9 protein-coding genes are annotated in these 12,166 nt (G+C 75.6%); 1 reads left to right on the top strand and 8 read right to left on the bottom strand.

All coding sequences use genetic code 11. The features are described from left to right. Positions 1 to 64 precede the first annotated feature (64 nt). Complete coding sequence (gene rpmE, locus K5O09_RS04875) at positions 65 to 280, bottom strand: 50S ribosomal protein L31 (RefSeq protein ID WP_222171692.1); 216 nt, start codon at positions 278 to 280, stop codon at positions 65 to 67. A gap of 139 nt (positions 281 to 419) precedes the next feature. Between rpmE and K5O09_RS04870 the strand changes: the two genes are divergently transcribed. After that, positions 420 to 1,541, top strand: coding sequence for a glycosyltransferase family 4 protein (locus tag K5O09_RS04870; protein ID WP_255596136.1), 1,122 nt, complete (start codon positions 420 to 422; stop codon positions 1,539 to 1,541). Between the two features lie 152 nt (positions 1,542 to 1,693). Here K5O09_RS04870 and rho read toward each other — a convergent pair whose 3' ends face one another. The 7 genes from rho to K5O09_RS04835 all read right to left on the bottom strand — a co-directional run bounded on the left by rho (position 1,694) and on the right by K5O09_RS04835 (position 12,122). Then, entirely contained in the window at positions 1,694 to 3,787 is a 2,094-nt protein-coding gene (gene rho, locus K5O09_RS04865; protein WP_255596135.1) for a transcription termination factor Rho, read from the bottom strand. Positions 3,788 to 4,056: 269 nt separating this feature from the next. Further along, positions 4,057 to 5,013 (bottom strand): homoserine kinase, encoded by a 957-nt coding sequence (gene thrB, locus K5O09_RS04860; protein WP_222171689.1) that lies wholly within the window; start codon positions 5,011 to 5,013, stop codon positions 4,057 to 4,059. A gap of 5 nt (positions 5,014 to 5,018) precedes the next feature. Continuing rightward, the gene (thrC, locus tag K5O09_RS04855) at positions 5,019 to 6,110 is read right to left on the bottom strand and encodes a threonine synthase (protein WP_222171688.1); all 1,092 of its coding nucleotides are present in this window, start codon (positions 6,108 to 6,110) and stop codon (positions 5,019 to 5,021) included. After that, positions 6,110 to 7,465 (bottom strand): homoserine dehydrogenase, encoded by a 1,356-nt coding sequence (locus tag K5O09_RS04850; protein ID WP_222171687.1) that lies wholly within the window; start codon positions 7,463 to 7,465, stop codon positions 6,110 to 6,112. The genes thrC and K5O09_RS04850 overlap by 1 nt, the downstream gene beginning before the upstream one ends. A gap of 160 nt (positions 7,466 to 7,625) precedes the next feature. Then, complete coding sequence (gene lysA / locus K5O09_RS04845) at positions 7,626 to 9,032, bottom strand: diaminopimelate decarboxylase (protein WP_370635569.1); 1,407 nt, start codon at positions 9,030 to 9,032, stop codon at positions 7,626 to 7,628. A gap of 50 nt (positions 9,033 to 9,082) precedes the next feature. Beyond that, positions 9,083 to 10,762: an arginine--tRNA ligase gene (argS, locus tag K5O09_RS04840; protein ID WP_222171685.1), complete on the bottom strand. Its 1,680-nt coding sequence runs from the start codon at positions 10,760 to 10,762 to the stop codon at positions 9,083 to 9,085. Positions 10,763 to 10,853: 91 nt separating this feature from the next. After that, positions 10,854 to 12,122 carry an MFS transporter gene (locus K5O09_RS04835; RefSeq protein WP_222171684.1) on the bottom strand — a complete coding sequence of 423 codons (1,269 nt, stop codon included), beginning with the start codon at positions 12,120 to 12,122 and terminating at the stop codon, positions 10,854 to 10,856. Positions 12,123 to 12,166 lie beyond the last annotated feature (44 nt).

Genomic DNA, 12,166 nt, shown 5'->3' with positions numbered 1-12,166 from the left:
GGACATGCGACGACGCCGGTGACCGCGGTCCGTGACGGACCGCCGGTCACCGGCGTCGGGACTGCTAGTTGGCCGGGCGCTTGCCGTAGCGCGCCTCGAACCGGGCCACGCGGCCACCGGTGTCGAGGATCTTCTGCTTGCCCGTGTAGAACGGGTGGCAGGCGCTGCAGACGTCGGCGCGGATCTCGCCGGAGGTCGCGGTCGAGCGCGTGGTGAACGTGTTGCCACAGGTGCAGGTCACCTGGGTCACCACGTACTCGGGGTGGATGTCAGTCTTCACAGGTGTTCTCCTCGGGTTGGGCCTCCGGGTCGTGCGCGCGAGCCGCTCACGTGAACCGCAGACCGACGGAACAGTCTGCCAGAACAGCGGGCCCGGACGAAATCTTCCCCGTGCCGCAGGGCTCCCTACGATGGCGGCCATGCGCATCGGCCTGGTGATCGACGACGGCCTCGACAAGCCGGACGGCGTCCAGCAGATCGTGCTCACGCTCGGGCGGCGGCTCGCGGACCTCGGCCACGAGGTCCACTACCTGACCTCCAGCACCGACCGCACGGACCTGGCGGACCTGCACGTGCTCGGCCGCACCGTGTCGGTGCGGTTCAACGGCAACCGGCTGCGCAGCCCCCTGCCGGCGTCGCGCGCGCGCATCCGGCGGCTGCTCGCCGAGGTGCCGTTCGACGTGCTGCACGTGACGATGCCGTACAGCCCGCTGCTCGCGGGACGGGTGGTGTCGGCGGCGTCGCCCCGCACGGCCGTCGTCGGCTCGTTCGTCATCTACCCGCAGGACGCGGTCGCCCGGTGGGGCATCCGCGCGCTCGGGCTGGCCGAGCGACGCCGGCTGCGGCGGTTCGACGCGATCAGCGCGCTGTCCGAGGCGGCCCGGGAGTCGGTACGGGAGGCGTACGGGCGGGACGTGCCGGTCATCGGGGGGCCGGTGGAGCTGGGGGCGGCTCCGGCGGGCGGTACCCGGCGGGCGGACGACGCGCCCGTGCACGTCGTGTTCCTCGGGCGGCTCGTCGAGCGCAAGGGACCGCGCGAGCTCCTGGCCGCGATGGCGGCGCTGCCGGCGACCGTGCGGCCGTGGCGCCTGACGCTCGCCGGTCGGGGACCGCTGCTCGAGGACCTGCGGGCGCGTGCGGCCGCCGCGGGGATCGCCGACCGGGTCGACTTCCCCGGGTTCGTCGCCGAGGAGGACAAGGCCGCCCTGCTCGCCGGCGCGGACGTGGTGGCGCTGCCGTCGACCGGCGGCGAGAGCTTCGGGATGTCCGTGGTGGAGGCGCTCGCCGACGCCGGCGGTGTCGTGCTCGCCGGCGACAACCCGGGCTACCGCACCCCGATGGCGGGGCTCGAGGCGCAGCTCGTCGACCCCCGTGACACGGCGGCGTTCTCCCGGACGCTCGCGCGGTGGATCGACGACCCGGGCGCGCGCCTCGCGGCCGTGGGTCCGCAGCGCGCGGCGGCGCAGCGGTTCGAGGCCGGGGAGATCACCCGGCAGACCCTGGCCTGGTACGCGCAGGCGATCGCGTCCCGCCGGCCCTGACCGGTCCGGCGACCTGACCGCACCCCTGCTCTGCCTGCCTGCTCGCCCCCGCTCGCGCCCCGTCCGCCCGTCGAGAGGTGGGGCGACGCGGCAGGGGCGGCACCCGTGCGGGTGCCGCCCCTGCCGTGAGCGGTGTCGCGCCGAGGCGGACGTCAGACGATCGAGCGGGTCTGGGTCTCGTCGTGGCCGTGCGCGCCGGTGCCGGGCGTCGTCTTCTGCACCTGGAGCAGGAACTCGACGTTGCTGCGCGTCTCCCGGAGCTTGCCGAGCAGCAGCTCGATGGCCTGCTGCTGGTCCAGCGCACCCATGACGCGGCGGAGCTTCCAGATGATCTTGAGCTCGTCCGGGGCGATGAGGATCTCCTCGCGACGCGTGCCGGACGCGTTGACGTCGACCGCCGGGAAGATGCGCTTGTCCGCGAGCGACCGGGACAGCCGGAGCTCCATGTTCCCGGTGCCCTTGAACTCCTCGAAGATGACCTCGTCCATCTTGGAGCCGGTCTCCACCAGCGCCGAGGCGAGGATCGTCAGCGAGCCGCCGTGCTCGATGTTGCGCGCGGCACCGAAGAACCGCTTCGGCGGGTAGAGCGCCGAGGCGTCGACGCCGCCGGACAGGATGCGCCCGGACGCCGGCGCCGCGAGGTTGTACGCACGGGACAGGCGGGTCAGCGAGTCGAGCAGCACCACGACGTCCTGGCCGAGCTCGACCAGGCGCTTCGCGCGCTCGATCGCGAGCTCCGCGACCATCGTGTGGTCCGACGCGGGGCGGTCGAAGGTCGAGGCGATGACCTCGCCCTTCACGGTCCGCTCCATGTCCGTGACCTCCTCGGGGCGCTCGTCGACGAGCACGACCATGAGGTGGACCTCGGGGTTGTTCGCGGTGATCGAGTTGGCGATCTGCTGCATGATGATCGTCTTGCCGGCCTTCGGGGGCGCGACGATGAGGCCGCGCTGGCCCTTGCCGATGGGGGCGACGATGTCGATGACCCGCGGCGTCAGGTGGTTCGACTCGTTCTCGAGCCGCAGCCGGTCCTGCGGGTACAGCGGCGTCAGCTTGGAGAACTCGGGCCGCTGCCGTGCCTGCTCGGGCGCCATGCCGTTGACGGTGTCGAGCCGGACGAGCGCGTTGGCCTTGTTCGGGCGGCCGGCCTGCTGCTGGCCCGGCGCCTCGCCCTCGCGGGGCGCACGGACCGCGCCGGTGATGGCGTCGCCGCGGCGCAGACCCGCCTTGCGGACCTGACCGAGGGGCAGGTAGACGTCGTTCGGGCCGGGCAGGTACCCGCTGGTGCGCACGAAGGCGTAGGACTCGAGCACGTCGAGGATGCCGGCGACCGGGACGAGGACGTCGTCCTCGCTCAGCTCGATCTCCTCGTAGGCGGCGTCGCCCGGGCCCCGCTGGCCGCGGCCGCGCTTGGTCCGGTCACGGTCGCGGTACCGGTCGCGCGAGCGCCGACGGCGGCCGCCGCGCTCGTCGTCGCGGTCCTCCCCGCCCTGGTCCTGCTGGCGGTCCTGCCGAGCCCGGTCCTGCTGCTCGCCCGGCTGCTCCTGCTGCGGGCGCTGCCGCTGGCCGTCGCCGCCCGTCGGCCCCTCGGGCAGCGTCACGTCGACCGTCGGGGCGCCGGCTCCCCGCCCCGAGCGGCGCGAGCGGCGCTCGCCCGTCACGGAGCCGACGGCGTCGGCGGCACGCGCAGCGCGGTCGTCGCGCACCTCGGGCTGCTGCCCGCCCTGGCGGCTGTCGAGGGAGCGCTCGACAGCCTCGAGGCCCGCCAGCACGTCCACGGTGCGGCCGGGTCGCTGCCCGGAGGGACCGTCCTCACCGTCGGCGCGCTGCTCGCCCTGCGCCTCGGCCTGCGCCCGTACGGGGCGGCGGCGCGAGGACCCGCGACGGGCCTCGTCGTCGACGGCCGGGGTCTCGGCGGGGGCCGTGCGCGCCGCCGGGGCGTCCGCGGCGGCGGGCGCGACCGGCGCGTCGGCAGCCGCAGCGGGCCGACCCGCGGCACGGGACGCGGCGCGGCGGGCGCGCGGCTCGGCAGCGGCGCCGTCCTCGGCGCGCGTGCCGGTGCCGGCGCCGGAGCGCTTGGCCCGGATGGCGTCGACCAGGTCGGTCTTGCGCATCCGCGAGGTGCCCGTCACGCCGAGCTGCGCGGCGAGTGCCTGGAGCTCGGGCATGCGCATCGCGGAGATCGCGCCGCCACGGGCGGAACCGCCGGAGCTGCTGCTCACGGCCGGCTCGATGGTGTCTGTCACGAAGGACCCTTCCCCCTCGTCGGGGACCGCCACCCTCCGTCGGGGCGCGGTCTGCGTCCGGCCCTCGGGTCGGGGCCGTCGCGTCGGTGGGGCCTCACCGGTCGCGCGGAAGCGTCGACGTCGGTGGGCTGGTGCGTTCCCGGTCTCGGATCTCATGGGACCCGTGCCTTCGGGGCGCTGGCACGCGCGGCGCTGCACCCGAATGAGGCTGAGCGGATATCAGGACGAAGTCCGGGGAACAGGGCCAGCATACCACCGGGGGCGCGCCGTCAGGGCAGCCTCTGCCACGTCGCACCGTCGGTGTCGATCGCCAGCCGCACGATGCGCCAGCCGCCCATCGAGCCGCCGAACACGGCGGCCAGCGCCGCGTCCGCGTCGGTCGCCGCCGGCGTCTCCGGACCTGCCGCGGAGCGCGCCAGCACCAGCACGGTCGGGCCGGCACCGGACACGACGGCGGGCACGTCCCGGGCCCGCAGCGCGTCGACGAGCGCCATGCTCTCCCGCATCACCGGGCGCCGGTAGCCCTGGTGCAGGCGGTCCTCGGTGGCGGGCAGCAGCAGGTCCGGCCGGCGTCCGAGCGCCTCGACGAGCAGTGCCGCGCGACCGGCCTGGTACGCGGCGTCGGCGTGCGGGACCGTCGCGGGCAGCACGCCGCGCGCGTGGGAGGTGGCCAGGCGCGTGCCGGGGACGACGACGACGGGGGCGATCGAGGCGTCGACCGGGAGCCGCGCGGCGCGCACCGCTCCCCCGGCGGCGGCGTCGTCGCACCACGCGACCGTCGCGCCCCCGAGCAGGGCGGGCGCGGCGTTGTCCGGGTGCCCCTCGAGCGCCGTCGCGAGCGCGAGGACGACGTCGTCGTCGAGCGACTCCGGCTCGGCGACCAGGGCGCGCGCGGCGAGCAGGCCCGCGACGACAGCCCCGGCGGACGACCCGAGGCCCCGGCCGTGCGGGATCCTGTTGCGGCACGTCAGGTGCAGGCCGGTCTGCGGCGCCCCGACGTGGTCGAGCGCGTGGCGCAGTGCCCGCACCACGAGGTGGTCCTCGCCCGACGGGACCTCCTGCTCGCCCTCGCCCACGACGTCCACGACGACCTCGGCGGACCCCAGCGCCCGGACCTCGACGTCGTCGTGCAGCGCCAGCGCGAGGCCCAGCGCGTCGAAGCCCGGGCCGAGGTTCGCGCTCGTCGCCGGCACGCGCACGCGCGCCCGGTCGGCACCCAGTCGCACGGCCGTCAGCCCAGGCCGAGCGCCGCGGCGATCTCGACCACGTCGGGTCGCACGCGGGTGGTCTCGACCTCGCCGCCGTCCGCGGTGCGCAGCGCCCACTGCGGGTCCTTCAGCCCGTGACCGGTGACCGTCACGACGATGCGCGACCCCGCGGGCACGCGGCCCTCCTGGGCGAGCCGCAGGATGCCCGCGACGCCCGCCGCCGACGCCGGCTCGACGAACACGCCGACCCGGGAGGACAGGACGCGGTGGGCGGCGAGGATCTCGTCGTCCGTCACCGCCTCGATCAGGCCACCGGACAGGTCGCGCGCCGCCTCCGCCTGGACCCAGGAGGCCGGGTTGCCGATGCGGATCGCCGTGGCGATCGTCTCGGGCTCCGTCACCGGGTAGCCGCGCACGATCGGCGCGGCGCCCGCGGCCTGGAAGCCCCACATCGCCGGGGTGTGCGTGGCGACCGCCGGGAGGTCCGCACCCGCGTCGAGCCCCGCGTACTCGCGGAACCCCTTCCAGTACGCCGTGATGTTGCCGGCGTTGCCGACCGGGAGCGCGTGGATGTCCGGGGCGTCGCCGAGCGCGTCGACGATCTCGAACGCGCCCGTCTTCTGGCCCTCGATGCGGTCGGGGTTCACGGAGTTCACGAGCTCGACGGGGTACGCCTCCGCGAGCTTGCGGGCCGCGACGAGGCAGTCGTCGAAGTTGCCGTCGACCTGCAGCAGCTTCGCGCCGTGCGCGACGGCCTGGCTGAGCTTGCCCATCGCGATCTTGCCGTCCGGCACCAGCACCGCGCAGACCATGCCCGCGGCGGTGGCGTACGCGGCGGCGGACGCCGACGTGTTGCCCGTCGACGCGCACACGACGGCGCGCGCGCCGCGCCCGGCGGCCGCGGAGATCGCCGTCGTCATGCCGCGGTCCTTGAAGGAGCCCGTGGGGTTCATGCCCTCGACCTTGACGAACACCTCCGCCCCGGTGAGCGCGGACAGCGCCGGCGCGGCGACGAGCGGCGTGCCGCCCTCGCCGAGCGTGACGACGTGCTCCTGGACGTGCGCGGGCAGCCGGTCCGCGTACTCGCGGATGACGCCGCGCCACTGCTGTGCCATCAGGCTCCCTCGACTCGCAGGACGGAGACGACCTCGCGGACGGAGTCCAGGCCGCCGATCGCGGCGACGGTGGCCGCCAGAGCGGCCTCCGGCGCCTCGTGCGTGGTGATGACGAGGCGGGCGACGCCGGGCGTGGCGTCGGCGTCCGCCGGCGACTGCCGGACCGCCTCGATCGAGACGCCGTGCTCCGCCAGCACGGCGGACACCTGGGCGAGCACGCCGGGGCGGTCGTCGACCTCGAGCCGCACCTGGTAGCGGGTGCGGGCGGACTGCGCCGGCAGCACGGGCAGGTCGGCGTACCAGGACTCCGCCGGGCCGCGGCCGCCGTGCACCCGGTGGCGGGCCGCCGAGACGACGTCGCCGAGCACCGCGCTCGCCGTGGGGGCGCCGCCCGCGCCGCGGCCGTAGAACATGAGCTCGCCCGCGGCCTCGGCCTCGACGAACACCGCGTTGAACGCCCCCCGGACGCCGGCGAGCGGGTGGGACAGCGGCACGAGCGCGGGGTGCACACGCGCCTGGACGCCCTCGCGGCCGTCGTCGCCGACCCGGCGCTCGGCGATCGCGAGCAGCTTGATGACGTGGCCCGTGCGACCGGCCCAGGCCACGTCGTCCGCGGTGACTCCCGTGATCCCCTGCCGGTCGACGTCGTCGAGGGACACCCGGGTGTGGAACGCCAGCGAGGCCAGGATCGCGGCCTTCGCGGCGGCGTCGTAGCCCTCGACGTCCGCGGTGGGGTCCGCCTCCGCGTAGCCGAGCGCCTGCGCCTCCGCCACGGCGGCGTCGAGGTCCAGCCCGTCCGCGGCCATGCGGTCGAGCACGTAGTTGGTGGTGCCGTTGACGATGCCCAGCACCCGCTGGACGCGGTCACCGGTCAGCGACTCGCGCACCGGCCGGACCAGGGGGATCGCGCCGGCGACGGCTGCCTCGAAGTACAGGTCCACGCCCGCGGCGTCCGCGGCGGCGTACAGCGTCGGGCCGTCCTGGGCGAGCAGCGCCTTGTTCGCGGTGACGACCGCCGCGCCGTGCTCGACGGCGCGCAGCAGCAGCGACCGCGCGGGCTCGATGCCGCCCACCACCTCGACCACGACGTCCGCCTTCGCGACGAGCCCCTCGGCGTCGGAGGTGAGCAGCGCGCGGTCGACGACCGGGTCCCGCTCGGCGTCGACGTCCCGCACCGCGATCCCGACGAGCTCCAGCGGCGCCCCGACCCGGGCGGCCAGGTCGGGCCCCTGCGTCGTGAGCAGCCGCACGACCTCCGTGCCGACGACGCCGCAGCCGAGCAGCGCGACCCGCACGGCGGGACGGTCGCCGGCGGCGGGCGTGGCGGGTCCGACGGTCTCGTCGCGTGCTGTCACCGCGTGCGCCTCTCGATCACGCCCGGGGCACCGGGCCTGGTGGGGTGCGTCCCGGGGCGTCGCCGCCGGGCCGAGCCCCAGGATAGGGGCCGTGCCGCGCCCGCCGGGGGCGCATCCACACCCTGGGCGGGGCACCGCCGGAGGGGCGGGTCCCCGAGCCTCAGCCCAGGTCGAGGGCCAGCAGGTCGTCCTCGGTCTCGCGCCGGACCAGCACGCGGGTCGCTCCGTCGCGGACCGCCACGACCGGCGGGCGCGGGACGTGGTTGTAGTTGGAGGCCATCGAGCGGCCGTACGCACCGGTGGCGGCGACCGCGAGCAGGTCCCCGGGCGCGACGTCGGCCGGCAGCTGCACGTCGTGCACGACGATGTCGCCGCTCTCGCAGTGCTTGCCGACGACCCGCGCGAGGACGGTCCGTGCCGCACCCGTCCGGGAGACGACCGCCGCGTGGTACGGCGCGCCGTACAGGGCGGGTCGGATGTTGTCGCTCATGCCGCCGTCGACGGAGACGTACAGCCGGACCCGTCCGTCCTCGAGCGTGACGGGCTTGACCGTCCCGACCGTGTAGAGCGTCAGGGTGGTCGGGCCGACGACCGCCCGGCCGGGCTCGAACGACAGCCGCGGCACCGGGGTGCCGAGCTCGGCGCAGGTGGCGTCGACCGTCGTGGCGAGGTCCTTCGCGATGCGCTCGGGGTCGAGGGGCACCTCCCCCGGCAGGTACGCGATGCCGAAGCCGCCGCCGAGGTCGACCTCGGGCGCGAGGTACCCGGTGCGGGCGGCGAGCTCGGCGCGCAGCCGCAGCACCGCGCCCGCGGCGACCGCGAAGCCCTCGGGGTCGAGGATCTGCGAGCCGATGTGGGAGTGGATGCCCAGCAGCCGGAGCTCCGGCGCGGCGACGACCCGCTCGAGGGCGGTCATCGCGGGGCTGGTGCCGTCGGCGGCGGTCGCGACGGACAGGCCGAACTTCTGGTCCTCGTGCGCGGTCGAGATGTACTCGTGGCCGCCTGCGTGGACACCGGTGGTCACGCGCACCATGACGGGGGCGGGCTCGGGCTCGGCACCGTCCGCGGTGCGCGCCCGCACGGCCGCGAGGAGGCGGTCGACCTCCCCGAGGGAGTCGACGATGATCCGCCCGACCCCGGCGTCGAGCGCCCGGGCGATCTCCGCGTCGGACTTGTTGTTGCCGTGCAGCCCGATGTCCGCGCCCGGGACGCCGGCGCGCAGCGCGACCGCCAGCTCACCGCCCGTGGACGTGTCGACCCGCAGGCCCTCCTCGTGCGCCCAGCGGGCGACGGCGACCGACAGGAACGCCTTGCCCGCGTAGTACACGTCGACGCCCGCACCGAGGTGCCCGAACGCCTTCTCGAACGCCACCCGGAGCCCCCGCGCACGGGACCGGAACGCGGCCTCGTCCAGCACGTACGCCGGGGTGCCGTGCTCGGCCGCGAGGTCCCGCAGGTCGACGCCCGCGACGCGCACGGCACCGTCGGCGCCCCGCACGGCGTGCGCCGGCCACGGCAGGCCCAGCGCGCCGGCCTCGGGGGCGCCGTCGGTCCCGGCGCCCGCCACCGCGTGGCCCGCCGCGGAGTCGGCGGTGGCGCCCGAGCCGGGGGCGGCGGTCACATCCGCTCCGGCGCGCTCACCCCGAGCAGCCCCAGGCCGTTCGCCAGCACCTGCCGGGTCGCGTCGTTCAGCCACAACCGCGTGCGGTGCACGTCGGAGACCGGCTCGTCGCCGAACGGCAGCACGCGGCGCTGCTCGTACCACTTCTGGTACGCCCCGGCGACCTCCTCCAGGTACCGGGCGACACGGTGCGGTTCCCGGAGCTCGGCGGCCTGCGCGACGACGCGCGGCATCTCCGCGATCCGGCCGAGCAGCACGGACTCGGTCTCGTGGTCGAGCAGCGAGGCGTCGAAGCCGTCGGCCCGCCGGACGCCCGCGTCGGCGGCGTTGCGGGCGACAGAGCAGGTGCGGGCGTGCGCGTACTGCACGTAGTAGACGGGGTTCTCGTTGGTCGCCCGGCTCAGCAGGTCCAGGTCGAGGTCGATCGAGGAGTCCGCCGACGAGCGCGCCAGCGAGTAGCGCGCCGCGTCGACGCCCACGGCCTCGACCAGGTCCTCGATCGTGACGACCGTGCCCGCGCGCTTGCTCATCCGGACCGGGGTGCCGTCCTTGACGAGGTTCACCATCTGCCCGATGAGGATCTCGAGGTTGACGTGCGGGGTGTCGCCGAACGCGGCGCACATCGCCATCATCCGGCCGATGTACCCGTGGTGGTCGGCGCCGAGCATGATGATGACGCGGTCGAAGCCGCGCTCCCGCTTGTCCAGGTAGTACGCCAGGTCGCCGGCGATGTAGGCGGCGTCGCCGTCGGACTTGATGATGACGCGGTCCTTGTCGTCCCCGAAGTCGGTGGTGCGCAGCCAGGTGGCACCGTCGGCCTCGTAGACGTGGCCGAGCTCGCGCAGGCGCGCGACGGCCCGGTCGACGGCCCCGTTCTCGTGCAGCGTGTCCTCGTGGAAGTACACGTCGAAGTCGACGCCGAAGTCGTGCAGGGACTTCTTGATCTCCGCGAACATCAGGTCGACCCCGCGGGACCGGAACGCCTCCTGCGCCTCCGCGTCGGGCAGCGTGCGGGGGTCGGGCTCGCCGGCCTCGGCGGCCCGCGCGATGACCGCGTCGGCGATGTCGGCGATGTACTGGCCGCCGTAGCCGTCCTCCGGCGCCTCCTCGCCGCGCGCGCGGGCGAGCAGCGAGCGCGCGAACCGGTCGATCTGCGCGCCGTGGTCGTTGAAGTAGTACTCGCGGCCGACGCGGGCACCGGACGCCTCCAGGACGCGGGCCAGGCTGTCGCCGACGGCGGCCCACCGCACGCCGCCGATGTGGATCGGGCCGGTCGGGTTGGCGGAGACGAACTCCAGGTTGATGCTCTGCCCGGTCAGAGTCTCGTTGCGGCCGTACCCCGGGCCGGCCTCGACGACCGAGCGCGCGAGCTCGCCCGCCGCGGCCGTGTCGAGCGTGATGTTGAGGAAGCCGGGCCCGGCGACGTCGACCTTCGCGACCCCGGGGGTGTCCGCGAGCCGGCGCGCGAGCTCCTCGGCGAAGGCCCGCGGGTGGGTGCCGGCCTTCTTCGCGAGCTGCAGCGCCACGTTGGTCGCCCAGTCGCCGTGCTCGCGCTGCCGGGGTCGCTCCACGTGCACGGTCGCGGGCAGGTCGGCGGCGTCCAGGGCGAAGGTCCCGTCGGCGACGGCGCCCGCGAGGGCGGCGCGCAGGGACTCGGAGAGCTCAGCGGGGGTCACCGGACAAGCGTAGCGACGCCCCGGCGCTGCCCCGTCCGCCGTCCACAGCCCGCACGGCTGCGACCGCTGTGGACGGGCCGACGCCCCGTCGTCAGGCGCGCGCCCGCGGCCCCCACGTGTCCTCCAGCATCACCGGGCGGCACGCGACGGTCGCCGCGCCCACGAGGACCACCAGCGTCCCCATGAGGAACAGCAGCGCCGCCGTCCAGGTGCCCGTCGCGTCGTAGAGCACGCCCACCAGCAGCGGGCCGGTGCCGGCGATCGCGTAGCCGACGCCCTGCGTGAAGCCGGACAGCGACGCCGCCCCGGCGGACGTCCGCGTCCGCAGGTTGATGAGCGCCAGCAGCACGGGGAACGCCCCGGGACCGAGACCGCCCAGCAGGATCCACAGCCACACCGGACCCCCGGGCGCGAGCAGCAGACCGAGGTAGGACGCCATGAAGCACGCGACGAAGAACACCACGAGGCCGATGGGGTTCCGCATCCGCGACGCGGCGATCGGAGCCACGAGCGCGGGCGGCAGCCCGAGGATCGCGAACACCGACAGCCACACCCCCGCCGCGTGCGGCGACGTGCCGCCGTCCACGAGGATCTGCGGCAGCCAGGCGAACATCGCGTACGAGTCGAGCGAGTTCATGGCGAACGTCACGGCCATCCCCCACGCCAGCGGGCTGCGCCAGACCCGCCCGCCCGAGCGGTGCCGGGACCTCAGCGCGGGCGTAGTCACCGGGGCGCGCCGCAGGAGGCCGCCGAGCTCGGCGCGCGCGGCGGCGGACCGCACGATCACCACCAGCCACGGCAGCGCCGCGACCACGCCGACCGCGGACCACACCGACAGCGACGCCCGCCACCCGAGCCGCTCCGCCACCGGGAGCGCGAGCAGCGCCGGCAGCGCCGTGCTGAACGTCATCGTCACCGAGTACACGGACGTCACCACGCCGATGCGGTCCGGGAAGTAGCGCTTCACGACCGGCGGCAGCAGGACGTTGCCCATCCCCATGCCGGCGAGCGCGATCACCGACCACCCGAGGAACCCGGTCGCCGTCGACGTGCCCGAGCGCACCACCTCCCCCGTCGCCGACAGCAGCATCGCGAGGACCAGCAGCGGCTCCAGCCCGATGCGGCGCGCGAGCAGCGGAGTCACCGAGCCGAACGCCGCGAACGACACCACCGGGATGGTCCCGAGCAGGCCGGCCTCGGTCGCGGACAGCGCCACGTCCGCGCGCACCAGGTCGAGGATGGGCGACACGGACGCGACCGCGATACGCAGGTTCAGCGCGACGAGGACGACGCCCAGCAGGACGAGGCGGCGGCCCCGCCACGGCGCGGCGGAGCCCACGGGAGCGGCGGCAGACGGCATGCGACCTCAGGAGCGGGGGCGGAGGGCGCGCGGCGGTGGGCGCT

Source organism: Cellulomonas sp. C5510, from assembly GCF_019797765.1.
GTDB lineage: Bacteria > Actinomycetota > Actinomycetes > Actinomycetales > Cellulomonadaceae > Cellulomonas.
This window is presented reverse-complemented; position numbering and strand designations above follow the sequence as displayed.